Annotated in this window: 12 protein-coding genes; 5 read left to right on the top strand and 7 right to left on the bottom strand. The window is 72.7% G+C overall.

The window, feature by feature from the left end; genetic code table 11:
- Positions 1-13: 13 nt before the first annotated feature.
- The 5 genes from ACZ303_RS24700 to ACZ303_RS24720 form a co-directional block, all read right to left on the bottom strand.
- Positions 14-214, bottom strand: a complete 201-nt coding sequence (locus ACZ303_RS24700; RefSeq protein WP_467342454.1) for an MbtH family protein — start codon at positions 212-214, stop codon at positions 14-16.
- A gap of 56 nt (positions 215-270) precedes the next feature.
- Positions 271-1,047 carry a thioesterase II family protein gene (locus ACZ303_RS24705; protein ID WP_467342455.1) on the bottom strand — a complete coding sequence of 259 codons (777 nt, stop codon included), beginning with the start codon at positions 1,045-1,047 and terminating at the stop codon, positions 271-273.
- A 114-nt stretch (positions 1,048-1,161) separates the two neighbouring features.
- The gene (locus ACZ303_RS24710; RefSeq protein ID WP_467342456.1) at positions 1,162-3,048 is read right to left on the bottom strand and encodes a non-ribosomal peptide synthetase; all 1,887 of its coding nucleotides are present in this window, start codon (positions 3,046-3,048) and stop codon (positions 1,162-1,164) included.
- The gene (locus tag ACZ303_RS24715) at positions 3,045-4,079 is read right to left on the bottom strand and encodes a TauD/TfdA family dioxygenase (protein ID WP_467342458.1); all 1,035 of its coding nucleotides are present in this window, start codon (positions 4,077-4,079) and stop codon (positions 3,045-3,047) included. Before ACZ303_RS24715 ends, ACZ303_RS24710 begins: the two co-directional genes overlap by 4 nt.
- Before the next feature lie 370 nt (positions 4,080-4,449).
- Positions 4,450-5,721 (bottom strand): MFS transporter, encoded by a 1,272-nt coding sequence (locus ACZ303_RS24720; RefSeq protein ID WP_467342674.1) that lies wholly within the window; start codon positions 5,719-5,721, stop codon positions 4,450-4,452.
- 157 nt (positions 5,722-5,878) lie between these two features.
- Here ACZ303_RS24720 and ACZ303_RS24725 point away from each other — a divergent pair, with 157 nt between their 5' ends.
- Positions 5,879-6,973, top strand: coding sequence for a LuxR family transcriptional regulator (locus ACZ303_RS24725; protein WP_467342460.1), 1,095 nt, complete (start codon positions 5,879-5,881; stop codon positions 6,971-6,973).
- On the opposite strand, the gene ACZ303_RS24730 is transcribed toward ACZ303_RS24725, so the two are convergent.
- The gene (locus tag ACZ303_RS24730) at positions 6,915-8,213 is read right to left on the bottom strand and encodes a condensation domain-containing protein (RefSeq protein WP_467342462.1); all 1,299 of its coding nucleotides are present in this window, start codon (positions 8,211-8,213) and stop codon (positions 6,915-6,917) included. The two genes, ACZ303_RS24725 and ACZ303_RS24730, sit on opposite strands and share 59 nt — an antisense overlap.
- Before the next feature lie 302 nt (positions 8,214-8,515).
- Here ACZ303_RS24730 and ACZ303_RS24735 point away from each other — a divergent pair, with 302 nt between their 5' ends.
- Positions 8,516-16,123 (top strand): SDR family NAD(P)-dependent oxidoreductase, encoded by a 7,608-nt coding sequence (locus tag ACZ303_RS24735; RefSeq protein ID WP_467342464.1) that lies wholly within the window; start codon positions 8,516-8,518, stop codon positions 16,121-16,123.
- Here the strand turns inward: ACZ303_RS24735 and ACZ303_RS24740 are convergent.
- On the bottom strand, positions 16,059-18,299 hold the full coding sequence (locus ACZ303_RS24740) for an MMPL family transporter (RefSeq protein ID WP_467342465.1): 2,241 nt from the start codon (positions 18,297-18,299) through the stop codon (positions 16,059-16,061). The genes ACZ303_RS24735 and ACZ303_RS24740 overlap by 65 nt on opposite strands.
- A gap of 287 nt (positions 18,300-18,586) precedes the next feature.
- Between ACZ303_RS24740 and ACZ303_RS24745 the strand changes: the two genes are divergently transcribed.
- The 3 genes from ACZ303_RS24745 to ACZ303_RS24755 all read left to right on the top strand — a co-directional run bounded on the left by ACZ303_RS24745 (position 18,587) and on the right by ACZ303_RS24755 (position 20,824).
- Positions 18,587-19,213, top strand: a complete 627-nt coding sequence (locus ACZ303_RS24745) for a hypothetical protein (protein WP_467342467.1) — start codon at positions 18,587-18,589, stop codon at positions 19,211-19,213.
- A 353-nt stretch (positions 19,214-19,566) separates the two neighbouring features.
- Positions 19,567-20,271, top strand: coding sequence for an ArsR/SmtB family transcription factor (locus ACZ303_RS24750; RefSeq protein ID WP_467342468.1), 705 nt, complete (start codon positions 19,567-19,569; stop codon positions 20,269-20,271).
- Between the two features lie 118 nt (positions 20,272-20,389).
- Positions 20,390-20,824: a peptidase inhibitor family I36 protein gene (locus ACZ303_RS24755; protein ID WP_467342470.1), complete on the top strand. Its 435-nt coding sequence runs from the start codon at positions 20,390-20,392 to the stop codon at positions 20,822-20,824.
- Positions 20,825-20,841 lie beyond the last annotated feature (17 nt).

Genomic DNA, 20,841 nt, shown 5'->3' on the forward strand with positions numbered 1-20,841 from the left:
ATCCGGGAACGGTTCACTGACCCACGACGGTCTTCGGCGACAGGTCGCGCCAGTTCGCCTCGATGTGGTCGAGGCACGCCTGGTAGCCGGCCGCGCCGTGCGTCACGGTCCAGCCCATGGGGGGCGCGATGTGCGAGGGCCACAGGGAGTGCTGGTCGCGGTCGTTGACCAGGACCAGGTAGGTGCCGTCGGGGTTCTCGAAGGGGTTCGTCACGAGGGGGGCCTTTCTGGCCGGGAGGAGGTGGGAGAGGGGGCGGAGGAGCGGCCGGCTCAGGCGGGCGTCGGGGCCATGGGAGTGGTGAGCGCGGTGATGTGGGCGGGCAGCCCCCGCCAGATGTCCGGGGTGTAGAAGTGCCCGCCGGGCAGCACGTCGTGGCGGTAGGGGCCGCGCGCGACCCCGCGCCACTGGTCTCCGGCGTCCTGCTCGATGACGTCGTCATCGGTCGCGGAGAGCATCTGCACCGGGACGCCCACGGTGGTCCCGGGTCGGTAGGTGAAGGTGTCGCGCACGCGGATGTCCTCGCGCATGAGCTCGACCGCCATGTCCTGGAGGTCGGGGTCCTCCAGGACGTGCGCGGGCATCAGACCGTTGCTCAGCATCCAGTCCAGCAGCTGGGCGTCGCTGTCCTGGCGCGCGGGAAACATGTCGCGGGGTGTCAGGCCGCGGTCGGGGGCGTTGCACGAGGAGACGACCAGCGCCTCGGGCAGCGGCCCGCCGGCGCTCTCGATGCGGGCCGTCACGTCGAACGCCATCCATCCGCCCATGCTGTGGCCGAAGAGCACGTACGGGCCGTCGACGGCCGAGAGCACGGCCGCCGCGGTGTCGGCCGCGAGCTCCTCCCAGTCGGCCGCGCACGGCTCCAGGAAACGGCCCTCCCTGCCGGGGTAGCAGATGGCGGAGAGGGCCACGTCCGCGGGGACCTGCTCGCTCCACGCGTGGTAGGGCCCGGTGCCTCCGCCGCAGAAGCCCAGGCAGAGGAGGGTGCGCCGGGTGGTGTGGTCCGGCTGTTTGATCCGGATGACGGTGGTGTCCTGTCGTGCGGCCATCGTGGCCCTCTCTCTTCTCGAACTCTTCTCGAACGGATCCCGCCCGGGGCGTCGCCGCCACGGTCATCGGCCAGGGACTACGGGTCTGCGGCCCGCAGGTCTACGGTCCGCAGCTCAGCGACCGGCGCGGACGGTCTCGACGTGCCGCGCCAGGTCCCTGAGCCGGGGGTGCCGGTAGACCTCGCGGGTGGCCAGGGCGACCCCGAGGTGTTTCTTCAGCCGGGCGACGACGCGCAGGGCGATCAGCGAATGGCCACCCATGGCGAAGAAGTCGTCGTCGGCCCGGATGTGCGGACGGCCCAGTACCTCGGACCACACATCCGCTATGAGCGTCTCGACCTCGCCTTCCGGGGCGTGGTGCCGCCCCGGCTCCTCGTCCGGCTGTGCGACCGGCGTCCCGTCCGTGGCCTGTCCGGGGGCGGGCAGGGCGGCGAAATCGACCTTGCCGTTCACCGTCAACGGCAGGGCGTCGAGGGCGACGTACGAGGTCGGGAGCATGTACCGCGGCAGGATTCCGGCCAGGTGGTCCCGCAGGGCGTCCGGGGCCGGGGCGGCGGCCGCCGCTGTACCTTCGGTGCCGTCCGCGGTCCCCTCGGCCCCGTCCACGGCGACGAAGTACGCGGCCAGTTGCTCCCCGGCGGTCGCGCTGCTGTGCAGTGTGACCACCGCGGTCGCCACCGCGGGGTGGGTGGCCAGCGCCGCCTCGATCTCACCCAGCTCGACGCGGTATCCGCGGAGCTTCACCTGCCGGTCGATGCGCCCCAGGTATTCCAGGGCTCTGTCGGCGCGGCGGCGCACCTTGTCCCCGGTGCGGTACATCCGGCTGCCGTCGTCCGCGAAGGGGTCGGCGACGAACCGGGTCGCGGTGAGCGCGGGCCGGTTCACGTACCCCGCCGCCACTCCGGCGCCCGCCAGGTACAGTTCGCCCTCCTCGCCGTCGGTCACCGGTCGCAGTGCGGCGTCCAGGACGTGGGCGCGTACGTCCGGCAAGGGGTGACCGATGTGCGGGGAGTCGCCCTCGATCCAGGTGACGGTGGCGTCCACGGTGCACTCGGTGGGGCCGTACAGGTTGAGCGCTTCGAGCCGTCCCCCGGCGCGTTCGGCCGCGAGCTCCCGCCAGGTGTGCTCGGGCACCGGCTCGCCGCCCATGAACAGTCTCAGCCGTCGTCCCTCGGCGGCGCGCACGAGCAGGTCGGCGCGGAGCAGGTGCCAGTGCGAGGGGGTCAGGTCGAGGTCGTGCACGCCGTGCCGGTCCAGGGCCTCGCTCAGCCGGCCGGGGTCGGTGCGCTCGTCGTCCCCGAGCATGACCAGGGTGTCGCCCCGGCACACCCGCGCCCACTGCTGGACGGAGGCGTCGAAGGAGACGCTGGCGTTCCAGGCGACGACGCGGGGTCGCTCGGCGTACATGCCGGCCGCTTCCAGCCCGGACACCAGGGACGCCACACCGCCGCGGGTGGTCTGGACGCCCTTCGGGGTGCCCGTCGAGCCGGAGGTGTAGATCACGTACGCCGGGGCGTGCGCGGGGGTCGGGACCGGTGGCGCGGGGTGCCGGTCCGCCGGGGCGGGGAGCCCCTTGACGGACAGGGGGTGCACGCCCGTCGGCCACGTCCGGTCGTCGCCGGCCGTCAGCAGGGTCCGGATGCCCGCGTCACGCACCATCGTGTGGAGGCGCTCCGACGGATACGCGGGGTCGAGCGGAACGTACGCGGCGCCCGCCCGCCATACGGCGAGCAGTGCGACGACGAGGTCGGTGCCGCGGGGAAGGCTGACCCCGACCCGCTCACCGGGGGCGGCGCCTCGTGCGGTCAGCGCCTGGGCCACCTGGGCCGTGCGCCGGTCGAGTCCGGCGAAGGTCAGGCTGCCGGCCTCGTCGTGGACCGCCGTCCGGTCCGGGGCGGCCGCCACCGCCTGCTGGAAGCGGGTCAGCAGGTCGACGGGGTGGTCCCGGTGAGGGCCCGGGGCCGGCGCGCTGTCGTACGAGCCTTGGGGAAGGGCGGTCATACGGCCTGCTCCTCTCGCGCCGCGGGGGCCACCGTGGGCCGGCAGTCCGCGAGCTCCACGGGGTCGCCCATGGCGACGACGATGCGCCGGTCGCCCCGGAAGGGGTCACGGCCGTGGGTGCACAGGACGTTGTCGACGAGCAGCACGTCACCCGGCCGCCAGGTCTCCCGTACGGTCGCGGCCTCGTAGGCGGCGTTGATGGTGTCGATGTCCTCCCGTGTCAGGGGCGGGCCGTCGCCGAGGGCCGTCTCGAAGGGCAGGCCGTCGGGCCCGAACTCGTCGAGCAGCGCCTCGCGGAGCTCCTCGTCCAGGGACCAGGAGTTCCAGAAGGCCATGTGGTTGAACCAGACCTCCTCGCCCGTCTCCGGGTGCCGGATGATGCCGGGCCGGAGCTGCCGTGTGCGCAGGCCGTCCGACGCGTCCCACTCACAGGAGATGAGGTTGTCCGCGCAGTACTCCTCGACGGCCTCCCGGCTGTCGGCCGCGAAGGCGGTCCGCCAGTCCAGGGAGATGTGCTCCGAGTAGGTGCGCGTCAGCAGCCAGCCGGCGGACCGCATCCGGGCGACCAGGTCGGCGGGGATGCGGCGCAGCACCTCGCGGCAGTCGGCGACCGGCGTCGCCCCGCCCTCCTCCGGTGCGGTCAGGCAGGAGAACAGCAGCAGGCCCGGGAAGGTGAGGGTGTAGCTGTTCTCGTTGTGCATCCGGATGGGCTGGTTCGGCGGGAGGTCGGTGGAGGAGTAGACGTCGTTGCCGTAGCTGCTGCGGGGGGTGGCCTTCTCCCGGTAGGGGGTGCGCCGGGGTACCAGGGCGTCCCGTACCTTCGCGAAGTCGTCGACGTCGTCGACCGGGAGGCCGCGCAGGTACAGCGCGCCGTACCGGTGGAGTGCCGCGCGCAGCTCCGAGTGGTTCGAGGTGAGCCACTGGCACGCCTCGTCGGTGTGCGCGAACCGGGGGACGTGTGTCGTCGCCGGTTTTCCGGGCTCGACGATCCAGGCGGGTATGCCGACGGTGTCGGACTGGGAAGAACTCATCGTGGTGCGCGTCCTTTCATGCCGTTGCCGGCGGATTTCCTCATGCGCTGTTCCGGAAAGGTCATCCCCATCCGGTGTCGCACCGCCTCGACGGGCGGGTCGTCTTCCGCGCAGGGCCCGGGGAATGCTTCACGGCGTACTTCCTCCCGCATCGGGATGTGCTGGGGATTTCTCGGCCGGTCGCGTCGATCAGCCGCATCGCTCAGCCGCATCGATCGGTGGCATCGACCGGTCGCATCGACCGGTCCGAGGGGATTCACGTTGTCAGCAGGAAGTGCCGAATCCCAGGGAGTTCGGGGCTGGTGTTCGCGCCTGTCGCATATATGAGAGGGGGGAAGCGGGAGGTCCGGAAGGATGGCGTGCGGCCCGCTCAGTCCGTCCCGGCCGCCCGCACCGGCAGGTCCCGGCGGGCACGGATCGGTGAGCAGCACAGGATCAGCGCGGCCAGCGGCATGCCCGCGGTCAGCAGCCACATCGTCGGGCGCACCCCCAGCCAGGTGCCCAGTCCCCCGGCGGCCAGCGCGCCGAGCGGCAGCGTCCCGTAGTTGAGGAACGCCGAGCAGGCGGTGACCCGGCCGAGCACCCCCGAGGCGCAGTAGCCCTGGATGAAGCCCGCCTTGATGATGTTGCCCGCCACCACGCCCAGCGAGACCGCCGCGTAGCCCACGACGAAGAACACCAGTCCCCCGCCCGGCGTCGTGAGCGCGGTGAGCGGGGCGAGCGCGGGGACGCCGAGCTCGAACAACAGCAGGGCGCGGGCGGTTCCGAAGCGGGCCACGCACCGCCGCACCAACAGCGCACCCAGGACCCCGCCGGCTCCGCCGACCGCCGCCAGGACCCCCACCACACCGGAGGAGAGGCCGACGTCGCGCACCAGGAACACCACGAGCAGCGAGTTGGACCCGCCCAGGACGAGGTTGGAGGTGGCCCCGAAGAGCGTGAGGCTGCGCAGATACGGGTCGCGGGCGACCAGCTCCACGCCCTCCGCCACTTCTCCGAACAGCGCGCCGCGTGACCGTTCGGCCGCGGCGGGGGGAGGTGGCTCCCGGTGCCGGATGCGGGCCACGCACATCAGGGAGACGAGGAACGTCGCCGCGTTGGTCAGCATCCCGTTGACCGCCCCGGCGGTCTGGGCGATCAGTCCGCCGGACCCGAATCCGACGATCTGCGCGGCGGAGGCGCTGCCGTGCAGCTTCGCGTTGCCCTCGGCCTGGTCGGCGGGGCCGACGACCGTGGGGAGGTAGGCGGTGTAGGCGGTCTGGAAGAAGACGGCCGCCGTCCCGGCCAGCAGGGCGACCAGCAGGAGTTGACCGAAGCCGAGCACGCCGAGCCAGGCGGCGACGGGTACGCTCAGGAACAGGGCGCCGGAGACGGCGTCGCTGACGAGCATGACCGTTCTGCGGCGCAGCCGGTCCACCCAGACTCCGGCGGGGAGCCCGATCACCAGCCAGGGCACCCAGGTGGCGGCGTTGAGCAGGCTCACCTCGAAGGTGCCGGCGTGCAGGACGGAGACAGCGGCCAGCGGCAGCAGCACACTCGTGACCGAGGCGCCGAACTTCCCGGCCGACTCACCGCACCACAGCATGCGGAAGTCCCGGTGCCGGCGCAGCAGTCCGCCGCCGCGGGCCGACGGTGCCGCCACCGGCCCGGTGCCGTCGGCGCCTTGTCCGTCCTGCTTTCCCGCCCGGCCTTTCACTTTCACGTGGACATTCCCGTCTGCTCGTCGTTGACTCGCTGTTGATCAGTCATGCCTAGGCTTCCTCCTGATTCGTGGACAGTGCTGGTGCGACAGGAGGGTCATGAATACCTCGGGGCCGTTCGGCGGGATCGAGCTGAGCCAGGAAGCTCTGCGCGTCTTCGAATTCGCGACGCGGCGAGCCGTGTGCGGCCCGGAAGACCTCGGTGTTCTCGGACTTGACGACGACACCGCGGAAAGGGCGCTCAAGGAACTCCTGGGGTTGCGGTTGTTGTCCCGCGCCGAGACGGAGCCCGGCCATTTCGCCGTGGTGCCGCCGCGGACCGCCGCCAATCGGTTGCTGCGCCCGATGGAGCGGTACCTCCGGGAACAGCACGAGGAGATCGAGCGGTTCCGTTGGATGTTCGAGTCACTGCTCCCGGCCTACGAGTCGGGGTGGGCACACCGCTCCGACGCGGCACCGGTCGAGCTGGTCACCGACCTCTCCGTCGTGCGGGAGACCATCGAGGAATTGACGCTCTCCTGTCGTGAGGAGCTGCTCGCCGCGCAGCCGGGTGGCCCTCGCTCGCCCCTGGTCCTGGAGGAGGCCGCGGGGCGGGACGACCGGGCGCTGGCGCGCGGTGTCGCCATGCGCACGCTCTACCAGCACACCGCGCGCTATCACCGGCCGACCGTGGAGCACGTGCGGCGCATGACGGGTCTGGGGGCGGAGGTCCGTACCCAGTCCGAGGGCCTGTGCCGCATGCTGATCTTCGACCGGCGGGTGGCCCTGCTGGGGCTGCCGGACGATCCGCAAGCGGCGCTGGTGGTGCGCGAGCCCCATCTCGTCCATTGCCTGCGGGCCTTCTTCAACTGCTGCTGGCGCGGTGCCTCGCCGTTCCCCGTCACCTTCGACTCGGCGTCGGCCCTGCGGATCTCCGGTGAGATCCAGGAGTCGATCGCCGCCATGCTCTCCGAGGGCCTGGAGGACAAGTCCATCGCCCGGCGGCTGGGCATGTCGGTGCGCAGCTGCCAGCGCCATGTCGCGGAGATCATGAAGGCCGTCGGCGCCACGAGCCGCTTCCAGGCCGGCTATCTCCTCGGGCAGCTCCGGGCCGGCGGGGCCGTCCGGGGCCGGGCGAGACCCGGCCCGGGTCGGCTCAGCCCCGACCCAGCGTGCGTACGGCCGTCGTCGGCCCCGCCGCGGCCAGCTCCCTGATGAGGAGGCCGAGGCCGTCGGCCTGGCGCTGCGTCTCCTGCGCCGAGTAGTTGGCGGGGTTGGCCTCCACGCCGATGGCGACGCCCTCGCTCCCGGCGCGGGTGTCGAAGAAGAAGCCGAGGTCCGGGATGGGGCCGGTGACCAGGGTGCGCACCACGCCCTCGGCCGCTCCGAAGCGCAGTTCGCGGTCGAAGTTCAGGATGTTGACCAGCGGCCCGACACCGTGCCCCGCCGCGGGGCCCGGTCGGGCGGACAGCGCCCGCCGGAATTCCTCGTAGCGGTACCGGTGGTGGCGCAGCGCCTGCCGGATCCGTCCGTCCGCCCGCTGGAAGGTCTCCCGGAGGGACAGGTCCGGCTCCACGGCGACCCGCATCGGCAGGATGTTCGACATGGGTGCGACGACGTCACGCAGCTTGCGGGTGGTGCGGCCCGCCACGGAGCACCCGAAGGTCACCTCTTCCGCTTCGGTGGCCCGCCACAGGTGCAGGGCGGTCGCCGTGATCTGGAAGTGCGCCGGGGACACCCCGAGCCGCTCGCTCTGCTCGTGGATCGCGTCGACCACGGGCCGTGGCAGGTGGTGGCCGGCGTGCCGGGCCACGGGTGCGGGTGGCGCGGCCGCCTTCAGGCGCCCGGTGACCGGCCATTCGGCCAGCTCCTTCTCCCAGAAGTCCCGGTCGGCCCGGCACAGGCGGCCCTCCGTGTAGGCCCGTTCGTGCTCGATCGCGACCGTCACGGGCCGGAAGGGGTTCGGGGTCGGAGGCTCCCCGTTCTGCGAGGCGGTGTACAGCTCCGCCGTCCTGTGGGCGAGGGCGGCGAAGCTGTGGGCGTCGATCAGGATGTGGTGGAAGCGCCGGTACCAGAAGTGGCGGTCGGCCGACACCTTGATGAGGGCCGCTGTGAGCAAGGGGCCGCGGGTGAGGTCGACCGGCCGGTCGAATTGCGCACGCATCCAGGCCAGGGCCGCCGCCTCGGGATCGGGGGTGCCGCTCAGGTCGAGGATGTCGAAGTCCCACTCCGCCGGTGCCGGCTCCTGGGCCGGCGTCCCGTCGGGCGCGGTGACGAACCGCGCGCCCAGCGACCCGGCTTCGTCCACGGCGGTACGCGCCGCGCGTTCCAGGAGTGCCGCGTCGACGGTGCCGGTGATCTCGTAGTAGTCGCCGACGTTGTAGACCGTGCTGCTCGGTTCCAGGATCTGGGATATCCAGATCTCCAGTTGGAATGCGGTCAGGGGAATGCGCACGCTCGTCGCTCCAGACGTCTCGGGGCCCGCGGTGAGCCCACCCTGGCAGCCCTGCGGGGCGGGGCACAGGCCGGTGCGGGGGTGGTGTTCGCGTCTGTCGTGCACCCGAGGGGTGGCAGTGGCCGCGGTGACCGCGGCGCGAAGGGCCAGGAGGCTCCCGCGCTTGCTACCCGAACGCCACAGCGAATGAACGTGGTCGATATATCTGAATGGGCTAGGTTCTCGCGCACGTGCTGTGCCGCACGAACCGCCCGGCCCGTCGGGCGCTCCCATCCTTCTGCTTCAAAGGAAAGCCGTTCGTCATGCGTGATAATAGAACTGCGATTGTGGACCCGGCGATCGCAGTGGTCGGTGCGTCATGCCGCTTCCCCGGGGGAGTCAAGGATCTCGACGGGCTCTGGGAGGTGTTGGAGCAAGGCCGCGATGTGGTCGGCGAGGTGCCTGCGGACCGCTTCGACCCACGCCGCTTCGTGGACACCTCGATGCCCCGCACCGGCAAGAGCTACACGGCCGCGGGCGGCTTCCTCGACGACGTCGCGGCGTTCGACGCCGGGTACTTCGGCATCGCGCCGAAGGAAGCGGCCCGGATGGACCCCCAGCACCGGTTGCTGATGGAACTGGCCGTCGAGGCGCTGGACGACGCCGGCATCGCTCCCGACCGGCTCGCGGGGTCGGACACGGCCGTGTACGTGGGGGTTTCGGACACCTCGTACGGCGGCCTGCAGATGATGGCGCCGGAGTCGGTCAACGCCTACACGATGTCGGGGGCCGCCTCGTCGATCGCCGCGAACCGGCTGTCCCACTTCTTCGACCTGCGCGGCCCGAGCATGGCGGTGGACACCGCCTGCTCCTCGTCCCTGGTGGCGCTGGACAGGGCCTGCCGAACCCTGCTGGACGGCACCAGCCGCGCCGTGCTCTCGGCCGGCGTCAACGTGCTGCTCAGCCCTTACCACTATGTGGGGTTCTCCCAGGCGGCCATGCTCTCGCCCAGCGGCCGGTGCGCCTCCTTCTCGGCCCACGCCGACGGGTTCGTACGCGCGGAGGGCGGCGGCCTGGTGGTGCTCAAGCGGCTCGCGGACGCCATGGCGGACGGCGACCGGATCCACGGGGTGATCCTGGGCAGCGCGTCCAACAGCGACGGCAGGACGATGGGCCTGGCGCTGCCCAACGCGGAGGCGCAGGAGGACCTGTTGCGCGCCGTGTACGCCGAGGCGGGTGTCGGCCCCGACGAACTGGTCTACCTCGAGGCGCACGGCACCGGCACCCTGGTCGGGGACCCGCTGGAGTGCCGGGCCATCGGCCGGGCCATCGGCCGGCACCGCACCGGCGGAGTGCTGCCGATCGGATCGGTCAAGACCAACATCGGGCACCTGGAGCCCGCTTCCGGCATGGCGGGCCTCCTCAAGGCCCTGCTGGTGCTCCGGCACAAGGTGATCCCGCGCTCCCTGCACGCCTCCCCGCCGAACCCGGACATCGACTTCGCGGCGCTCAACCTCGCACCGGCCGACGAGCCCAGGTCGCTGTGCGGCGCCGGCCGACCCGTCGTGGGAGTGAACTCCTTCGGCTTCGGGGGCTCCAACGCCCACGTCATCGTCACCGCTCCCCCGACGCTGCCCTCCCCGCCGCGGGAGAGCGCCCCCGCCGAGCACCCCGTGACACCGGGCGAGACGCTCCCGTTGATCGTCTCCGCGCGCACTCCGCGGGCGCTGGAGGAGGCGGCGGCCCGGCTGGCCGACCGGCTGTCGGACGCGACGCCGCAGGAGTTCTACGACATCGCGTACACCACGTGCCTGCGGCGCGGGAAGCACCCGCACCGTGCGGCGGTCCTGGCCACCGCCGGCACCGCGGCGCAGCGGCTGCGCCGGTTCGCCGGTTCGCCCGTACCCGCCGCCGACGGGGAGACCACCGCGCCGGAAGCCCCGGTCATCCCCTCCCCGCGGGACGACGAGGCCATCGGCACCACCGCACAGGCGGTCGACCACGGACGCGTCGCCTTCGTCTTCTCCGGCAACGGCTCGCAATGGGCGGGCATGGGCGCCGAACTACTGGCGCACAGCCAGGCGTTCGAGGCAGCGGTCGCGGCCGTCGACGCGGCCCTCGCTCCCCACCTGGGCTGGTCGGTCAGGGAGGAACTCACCGTGCCCGCGGACCGGGCACGACTGGAGCTCACGGAGATCGCCCAGCCGTTGCTGTTCGCCGTGCAGGTCGGTGTGGCGCGGATGCTGGAGGAGCAGGGCGTCGTCGCGCACACCGTGCTGGGCCACAGCGTCGGGGAGGTCGCCGCCGCCCACGTCGCCGGCGCCCTCGACCTGGAGCAGGCCGCGCGGGTCGTCGCCGCCCGCAGCCGGACCCAGGCGGCCACCGCCCGCATGGGCCGCATGGCCGCCGTCGGCCTGCCGGCCTCCCGCGCCGAGAAGCTCCTCCCGACCCACCCCGGGCTGGAGGTGGCGGCGGTGAACAGCGCGCGGGACGTGACCGTCGCCGGGCCGGCGCCTCAACTGAACGACTTCGCCGAGGAGATGTCGCGGCAAGGAGTGGCCTGTACGGAACTCGACCTCGACTACGCCTTCCACAGCGCCGCGATGGACCCGATCCGGGAGCCCCTGCGCGAGGCGCTGAGCGGACTGCGGCCCGGCCCGACGCGCGTCGCGATGGTCTCCTCCGTCACCGGCGCACCGGTCGACGGCACGAGCCTGGACGCCGAGTACTGGTGGCGCAACGTCCGTGAGCCCGTCCTGTTCGCCGACGCCGTCGAGCAAGCCCTCGACGCGGGCGCGGACGTCCTCGTGGAGATCGGGCCGCACCCCGTCCTGCGCTCCTACCTGCGACGGATCGCCGCCGCACGGCCCCGTACGCCGATCGCGGTGACGGCCACCCTGCGGCGGGGCGTCGACGCACGCGCCGCGATGCGCCTGGCGGTGACGGCGCTCATGGCCCAGGGCGCCCGGATCGACTGGGGTGTGCACTTCCCCCGGCGGGGCCGGGTGGCGGAGCTGCCGGCGTACCCGTGGCAGCGGGAGCGCCACTGGAACGGCACCCCGCAGACGTGGGTGCGCACCAGCGGCTCCGGTCTCCTGGACCATCCGCTCCTGGGCGAGCGGCTGCCGTCCCCGCTGCCGACCTGGCAGGGCGCGATCGAACCGGCGCTGGCGCCCTGGCTGGTCGACCACAAACTCGCCGGCTCGGTCGTCGTCCCGGCCACGGCCTACGTCGAGATGGCCCTGTCGGCCGGGCGCCTCACCCTCGGCGCCGCCGCCGAAGTGGACTGCCTGGAGATCACCCGCCCGCTGGTCGTGCCCTGGGCGGACGCCGGCGGCGTACGGGTCCAGCTGGCCCTGACCCCGGACGACGGGCTGGTCGAGATCACCAGCACCGACCCACAGGCCCGGCAACCACGCCCCCACGTACGGGCGAGGGTCCGCACCCGCCTCGGCCGGGCACCCGCGCCCCTGGAAGTCCCGGCCGTCCACGCACGCTGCGCGCGCGTGGTGAGCGCCGAGGAGCACTACGCCGCGGTCGGGCGCGCGGGCCTCCAGTACGGCCCCACCTTCCAGGTACTGCGGGAACTGCGCGCGGGGGACGGCGAGGTGCTGGCCGCCTACCGGCACGACGCCCCGGCCGAGGAGTACGAGGCCCATCCGGCCCTGCTGGACGGAGCCCTGCAGGCGGGCGCACCGCTGATCGCCGAGGCGGTGACCGACGGCGAGGTGTATCTGCCGGCCGCCGTCGGAGCCGCCCGGGTGTGGCGCACTCCGGCCACCTCCGGATGGGTCCATGTGCGGCAGCGGTCGCTCTCGGCGGCCGAGGCGTGCTGGGACATCGTCGTCACCGACGAGGACGGAACGGTCAGTGTCGAACTGGAGCGATGCCGGCTGCGGCGCCTGGCCGGGGCCCACCGCACACCGCTGACCTCCCACCACACCGTGCTGCGCGCGGCGCCACACGCCCAGGAGCCGGTGCCGGTGCCGGACGAACCGCCCGTCACCCCCTCGGCCATCGCGGCGGCCGCCGCCGATCACGTGGCGGCGCTCCGCGCGGACTGGCACGACCACCCCTACGAGCGGTTCGTGGCCATGCTCAAGGAGGCGGCCGCCCACCGGCACGCGGCGGCCGTCGCGGCGCTCCTCCCCGACCCCTCCGCGCCCTTCGACGTCACCGCCCTCCTCGCGGCGGGCATGGACCCGCGCCGCACCCCCTGCTTCGAAGCGATGATCCCGGAACTGCTCCGCCACGGCCTGCTGGAACGGGAGGAGAGCGGCCTGCTGAGACTGACCCGGACGACCTTCGCCGACCGGGAACTGCTGCGCCGGCTGGTACTGGAATTCCCGCGCTGCTCGACCGAGACCCGACTGGCCGTCCGCGGCCTGCGCGACGTCCTCACCGGCGACGGCACCGACCCCGTGGACCTCCTGCTGTCGGACGGCAGCCTCACCGACTTCGAGCAGCTCTACGACACCGCCGCCACCAGCCGCTTCCACAACCGCCTCGCGCAAGCGCTCCTGCGCGAGACGGTACGGGCCTGGCCCGCCGACCGGCCGCTGCGCGTCCTGGAGGTGGGCGCCGGCACCGGTGGTGCGGCGGCCGCCCTGCTCCCGCTGCTCCCGGCCGAGCGCACCCGGTACGTCTACACCGACATCTCACCGGTGTTCCTGGCCCGTGCCGAACGGCGCTTCGCCGCGTACGACTTCGTGACCTACCGCACCTTCGACCTGGATGCCGACGCGGACGCCCAGGGACTGCCCGAGGCCGGCTTCGACATCGTCATCGCCTCCAACGCCCTGCACACGGCCAAGGACCTCGGCGCCGCGCTGCGCCGCGTCGCCACGCTGCTGGCCCCCGGCGGGCTGCTCCTGGCCGTCGAGTCCCACGATCCGTACGTCCTCGCGCCGTACTTCGGCACCCTGGACAGCTTCTGGAACCGCACCGACCACGACGAACGGCCGGATTCGCTGCTGCTGCCCGCCGACCGGTGGCCGGACCTGCTCACCCGGTGCGGATTCACCGACATCGTGCGGACCGGTGACGACGCCCTGCCCTGCCGCGAGGACTTCTCCGTCCTCCTCGCCGCCGCCCCCGATCGCACCGTCGCCCTACCGCCGCCGACCGACACGCCGCCCGTCCGCTGGGTCGTCGCCGCGGAGACCCCCGGCGAACTGGAGCTCGCCGAGGCGGTGGCCGGGCTCCTCCCGCGAGCCGACGGCGTGGAGTCCCGGGCGCGCCTGGTGGGCGAGGACCCGGCCGACTGGTTGCCCGAGGAGTTCGCGGACGGCGCGGCCCTCTGCGTCGTCCTGGGCGACACGCCCCCGCTCGACCCCGGTGACCTGGTGGCACTCACCACCCGGCGGGCGGCCTTCCTGCGCACCGTCTCGTTGGCCTGCGAGCACCTGCGGGAGAACTCGCGGGCGCCGCTGGCCGTCGTGACCCGGCCCAGCGGCGCCCTCCCGGCCCCCGAGCGGCCCGCCGCCACCCAGGACGCCGCGGTCTGGGGGATCGCCCGCAGCCTGGCCAACGAGGAGCCGCGGCTGGCCGTCCGGGCCATCTCGCTCGATCGCGGCGAGGAGGTGGCCACCGACGCGCACCGGCTGGCCCGGGAACTCCTCGCGGACCCCGCGGAGACCGAGGTCGTCCTCACCGCGGGCGGCGGCAGGTTCGTACCCCGCGAGACGGCCCTGCCCGCCGATCACCGCATGGTGACGCCCACCGCACCGGAGGCGTTCGCGCTCGACGTACGCTCGCCCGGCCTGTCCTACCGACTGATCTGGTCCGAGCGGGACCCGGTCACGGCCGGCCCCGGCCAGGTCGCGATCGCCGTACGAGCGGCCGCCCTGAACTACCGCGACATGATGCAGGCCGTCGGGCTGCTGCCGACCGAGGCGATCGAAGGCACCTACACCGAGGTCGGTCTCGGTCTGGAATGCGCGGGGGTCGTCACCTCCGTCGGCCCGGACGTGACCGGATTCCGCCCCGGGGACCGGGTGTTCGGGCTGGCACCCGCCTCCCTCGCCTCGCACACCCTCACCGCCGCCCAGGCCGTCGGACACATCCCCGACGGGATGAGCTTCACCGAAGCCGCGACCCTGCCCGTCGTCTTCTCCACCGTCCACTACAGCCTCGACCACCTGGCCCGGCTCTCCGCCGGGGAGACGGTCCTGGTGCACGGCGGGGCGGGTGGCATCGGGCTCGCGGTCCTGCAGTACGCCCGCCTGCACGGTGCCCGGGTGATCGCGACCGCGGGCACCCCCGCCAAGCGGGAACTGCTGCGCCACCTGGGGGTCGAGCACGTACTCGACTCACGGAGCCTGGACTTCGCCACCCAGGTCATGGACGTCACCGGCGGGGCCGGCGTGGACGTCGTCGTCAACTCCCTCGCCGGAGAGGCCATCACCCGCAGCCTGGAACTCCTGCGCCCCGGCGGCCGCTTCATCGAGCTGGGCAAGAGGGACATCTACGAGAACAAGCCGCTCCTCCTGCGCCCTTTCCGCAACAACATCGCCTTCTTCGGCGTCGACCTCACCACACTGGCCTTCGACCCCCGTGCCGGCGCCAAACTGTTCGCCGACGTCACCGCACACGTACGGAGCGGGTCCTACCGCCCGCTGCCGCACCACGTGTTCCCCGCCGCCCGGGTGACCGAGGCGTTCCAGCTCATGCAGCACTCCCGTCACGTCGGCAAGGTCGTCGTCGCCCTCGACCCGCTGGACGAACCCGTACGGGTGGAGCGGCGCGGCCATGCACCGGACCTCGACCCCGACGGCACCTACCTCGTCACCGGCGGCCTCAGCGGCTTCGGCGCCGCCACGGCCGTACGGCTCGCCGAGCGGGGCGCACGGCACCTGGCCCTGGTCGGCCGCCGCGGCGAGGAGACCCCCGGCGCCGGAGAGCTGCTGGCCCGGCTCGCCGAGCACGGCGTGCGGGCCACCGCGTACGCGGCCGACGTCTCCGACCTCTCCGCGATGCGCGGCGTCATCGACGGGATCGACACCGGCGGCCATCCCCTGCGGGGTGTCGTCCACTGCGCGATGCACCTGGAGGACGACCTGCTGTCCCAGCTCACCGACGAGCGGTTCGCCGCCGCTCTGGGCGCCAAGATGGCCGGCGCCGCGGTGCTGGACCGCATCCTCGGGGAACGCGAGCTGGACCTGTTCGTCCTGTACTCCTCCGGCACGACCCTCCTGGGCAACATCCGGCAGTCCAACTACGTGGCCGCCAACCTCTGGCTGGAGGCCCTCGCCCGCCGTCGCCGCGGCGCCGGAGCGGCCGGACAGGCGATCGCGTGGGGCGCCATCGGCGAGACGGGCTATGTCGCCCGCAACGAGCTCACCCAGACCCTGGCCTCGGTCGGCATCGAACCCCTCGCGCTCCACGAGGCGTTCGCCGCGGCCGAGCGGCTGCTCGGCGGCGATTTCGTCGTGGCGGGCGTCGGCCGCTACAACTGGGCCCGCCTGCGCGGCTTCCTCCCGGCCACCGAAGCTCCCCGCTGCTCGTTGCTCCTCCCCGAGCGGATGGACGAAGCGGACCACACGCGGGAGGAGATCCTGCGGGCCCTGGCGGCCATGGCCCCCGAGGAGGCGGTACGGGCCGTAGCCGACAATCTCGCGCACCTGCTGGCCGAGGTCCTGCACATGGAGGAGAAGGACCTCGACCACAACCGGCGGCTCGACGAGTACGGACTCGACTCGCTCATGCTCGCCGAGATGCTGGTCTCGCTGCGCAGGCGGTTCGACATCGAGATCCCACCGCTGGAACTCCTGCGCAGCGGCGGCACGATCACCGACATCTCCCACCTGGTGCTGCTGCGCCTCGGACTCGCGGGCAGCCCCGACGGCGCCGGGACGGGCGACGCGGCTACCGCCGAGGGGGCCGCGGCGGTAGGTGCCCAGCCCGGGGGCCGGGAGCCGTCACCGGTGTGAGCGGGGTGTCCCGGGGGCTCGGCACCCCCTCGGGACCCCTGGCCCCGGAGCCGTGCCACCGCTCCGGGGCCAGGCGCCGGTGGAGCGCGGCGAGCGGGCGGGGCGCCCACCAGTTGGCACGACCGGTCAGCCGCATGAAGGCGGGTACGAGCACGCCCCGGACGACGGTGGCGTCGACCAGGACCGCCAAGGCCAGCCCGCAGCCGAAGAGTTTCAGCAGGGTGATGTCGGAGAGGACCAGGGGGAACAGCGCGGCCGCGAAGATGGTCGCGGCGACGGTGACCGTCCTGCCCGTGCGGGCGATGCCGGCGACCACGGAGGCCCGGTGGTCGCCCGAGATCCGGTACTCCTCCTGGATGCGCGAGAGGAGGAACATCTCGTAGTCGACCGACAGGGCGAAGGCGGCACCGAAGATCAGCACCGGCATGGCGGTGTCCAGCTCGCCCGTGACGGTGAAGTGCCCGAACAGGTCGCGGAGATGGCCGTCCTGGAAGACGTGGACCATGGCCCCGAAACTCGCGCTCAGGCTCAGGGCCCCCATGAGTACCGCCTTGAACGGGATGAGCACCGAGCCCGTGAAGAGGAACAGCAGGAGCAGGACGCTGCCGACGACGATGGCCGCCGCCCCCGGGAGGGCGTCGAGGACGGCGTTCTTGGTGTCCAGGACCCGGGCCGGCCTCCCCGAGACCAGGTGCGGGCCGGGCGAGGGCAGCGCGCGCAGTTCCTCGACCAGTCGCTCGTCCCGGGCCGGCGGTCCGCTGCCGATCACGGCCAGCCATGTGGCGCCACGGGTGATGTAGAGGAGTGAGCCGATGGTGGGGCCGGCCGTGGGCCGGCCCCTCTCGTAGACACCGCCCGCGGCGGAGACCGCGCCCACTCCGGGGAGGACGGAGACGCGGCGCGCGTAGGCGTCCAGCTTCTCCTGCTGGTCCACGGCGTCGACGCCGGGCAGCAGCACGGCCAGGGTCCGGTTCCACGGCAGGTCGAATTCCCGCTCGATCCTGGCGGCCGTCGCGTGCGACTCCACTCTTGCCGGCAGGACGCGCTCGTCGGTGACGCCGAAGCGCACATGGGCGAAGGGGAGTGCCAGCGTCGCCAGGAAGAGCACCGCGCAGCCGCCCGCCAGTACCGGCCGTGCCGTCGCGGCGCGGGCCGCGCGGTGCCAGAGCGACGCGTCGTCCTCCCGCCGCGTCCGGCGCAGCGGCGCGAACAGGTCGCCCCGGTCGATACGGGTGCCGACGACGGCCAGCAGGGCGGGCAGCACGAGCACGGTGGTCGCCGCCGCCAGCACCACCACGCTCATCCCGGCGACGGCCAGGGAGCGCAGGAATCCCAGGGGGAAGAGGAGCAGTGTGCTCAGGCAGACGACGACCGTGGCCGCGGAGTACGTCACGGTGCGGCCGGCCGTGCGCATGGTGCGGGCGATGGCCTCGGCGGGGTCGGCGGCCGCTTCCTCCCGGTAGCGGGTGACGACGAAGAGGCCGTAGTCGATGGCCAGGCCGAAGCCGAGCGCGGTGGTGATGTTCGACGCGAACGCCGAGACGGGCATGACCGCCGTCAGCAGCCGCAGCACCGCGAAGGTGCCCGCCACGGCCAGCCCCCCGACGGCCGCGGGCAGCAGAGCGGCCGTCAGCGAGCCGAAGGCGAACAGCAGGACGAGTACGGCCAAGGGCGCACCGATCAGCTCGGCCCGCATCAGTTCCTGTCCGCTGACCTCGGTGGCCTGTGCCATCACCCAGGCCGGGCCGGTCGCGGTGACCCGGAGCGGACCGTGTTCGCCGGTCAGCCGGGGCACCAGCGTCGCGGCGCGGCGCGCGGCCGCGTGCTCGTCTCCCTGGAGGTCGACGGTGAGGAGGGCGGCGCGCTTGTCCCGGCTCAGCAGCCGGGGCTCCCCCACGGTCCAGTAGGACAGCACTCGGCGCACCCCCGGCTGTGCCGCGGCCTTCCGGGCGAACGCGCGGCCCGCGCGGTCCACGGCGGGGTCGGTGACGGGCGCGTCGGCCCGTACGTGCAGGACGAGGTCGGGAATGCCGGCGTCGAACCGCTCCTTGAGTACGCTCTCGGCGCGCGCCGCCTCGGTGCCGCCCGCGATGTATCCGCCGTTGGACAGACGGGCGGGGGAGCCGATCGCGGCGAGGGCCAGCAGCGCTCCGAGCCCCAGCGCCGTCACCAGCACCCACCACGGATGCCGTACGGCCCATCGGGTGGCCCCGCCCCGTCCCGCACCGTTCTTTCGTGGACGGGCTGTTGGACCGGGGACGGAACGGCGCCATCGCATGAGGGGGTCCTTTCGTCGGCGTGGCGATCCTGGCGAAAAGCGGACCACTGGGGCAAATTTCCTGTAGACCATGTGGTCTATGAAAGCCGGTCAAATCCGGCAAGCAGGAAGTGGTTCGGCCGGCTTGCGACACACAGGCTGGGCCGAGCGACCTCATGAACCTTCAGCGGCAAGGAAGAAGTCATATGCCCGACAGGGCCCACACCGTTCATCTCGTCGGAGCCGCCCGGGCGCGTTCCGGCACCAAGGCGCTGGCCGCGGCCGGGGCGGCGCTCGTGCTGCTCGTGACCGGCGCCACCACCGCCCACACCGAGCCGCGGACACGGGCTTCCGCACGGGCGGCCAGCACGCTCAAGTGCTCCCTGCGGACCGCGCCGGGCGACCGGATCACCTTCTCGCCCGCCGTCTCCAACTTCCCCCGGCGCATCTCCGCCCGCGGCACCGTGGACCTGGACGACTGCACCTCACCCGACGGCAGCCGGCGGCAGATCAAGTCCGGGCGGATGGTACTCAGCGGCAGCGGCCTGGCGACCTGTTCCGGGGCGACCGGCGTCCAGGGCACCGGCACGGTCACCTGGTACTCCGGCGCGAACCGCACGGGCCGCGTCCTCGGGCGGACCACGGTCCGTCCGGCCTCCCACGGCGGCCGGGGCTATTCGCCGGTCGACTCCTTCCTCGGCGGCGAGGCTGTCTCCGGTCCCATGGCGGGCCGCACCTTCTCGGGCACCGCGGTACCCACCAACGACGTCAGGAGGTGTTTCACCGGCGGCCTCGGGTACATCGAGGGCCGCGGCAGGCTCACCGTCGGGTGACGCCGCGAAAGCCTCCATCCAGCCGACGTCGGGCGGCACACCGTGGCCGAATCGGCGCCGCCCGAAGAACCCGCGCCGAATCCGGCCAGATTGGGCCGACTGCCGCATAGCCCCTAGCCACTGCTCCCACCGCTTGGCATCGTGCCGCACGGCCTACCGCCCGTAGGCCAATCAGTGGCCTTCTACGCTCGGAGACGGTGGGGGAAGTGCTGCGCATTCATTTCACGGATGCCGATCTGCTCCGTACCCGTGTCGCCCCGGCGCCCGACCCCTCCTGGGAATTGGCGCTCAGCGTTCACCGATTACGGAGACGAACTCCGACAGCCCGCTACGAACCCTGGTACCAGCATGTCGTGACCCGGGCCGGCCGCACCGGCCTCGCACCCCGCATACGGCACATTCTGATGCCGCTGTTCCCCTGCGACGGGAACGTCCCGGAGGGGATCCAGGCCCTCGACGGCCTCTCCTCGCTCCGCCGCGACTATCACGAATGCGCCCTCGCCCCGTACTGGGAAGTGGTCCGCGCCAGTGTCGAGAACGACCGGGCACTGCGCGCCCGGGCGCTCCTCGACGACGGGATCCACGGCCTGTTGCGCAGTTACGCGCCCTGTATGCGCTGGACACCGCCCGTCCTGCATGTGCAGCACAAGGACGACCGGGACCTGCATCTGCGCGGCGTGGGACTGTTGTTGCAGCCCTCGCACTTCTGCCACGGCACGACGCACGTGTCCGACGGGGAGCCCACAGCCCCGGGTGCCCCGCCCGTCCTGGTCCACGCGGCCGTCCACGCCCAGACCGACACGGCCCCGCAGGGACAGGTGCTGGCCAGGCTGATGGGAACGACCCGGGCCGCCATCCTGCTCGCCGCCGGGACCGCGTCCACCTCCGGAGAGCTGGCCCGCAGGGTGGGGGTGTCCGGGCCCACGGTCAGCCATCACCTCTCGGCGCTCCGGGACGCCGGCCTGCTCAGAACGCTGCCGCACGGCGGAAGCGCCCTCCACGTCCGCAGCCGTGCGGGGTCCGCCCTGGTGAGAACCGTCCTTCAGCCCGCCCACTGACCATCACCTGTGGGTTTCGACGTGGTTCGAAGGAGCTGTCCCTCCCCCACCGGCCCTCGACAGGATGAGGCCCGCAAGGCCAACCCATCCTGCACGGGACATACAGGAGGGCACTCGTATGAGCATCAAGCGTCTGGCCATCGCCGGAGCGGTCGCCGTAGCCGCCCTCGGCACCGGCTTCGCCACCACGACCACCGCCGCGGCCACGCCGACGGCGTCGTCGGAGCAGCGGCTCGCCCAGAACTGCTCCACCGGTTATGCCTGCCTGTTCTACCACCAGAACTACACGGGTGCGATCTACAAGCAGAACAACAACGACGCCAATTACGGCAACAACACCTTCGTCCCCAGCACCTCGTCACTCGGTAACTCGGGCAGCGGGCAGACCGTACGGAACAACGCCGAATCGGTCGACAACTGGGACTTCGACAAGGCCATCACGGTCTACTACAGCACGAATTACCGGGGCGACAGCCAGCGGATCGGCAAGGGCGCCCAGGCGAACCTCAAGCCTTCGCTGCGCAACAACAACGCCTCGGGCCGCTTCAGCTGATTCCCGGTGCGGCATCA

The sequence above is a fragment of the Streptomyces sp. NPDC023527 genome, assembly GCF_055560115.1.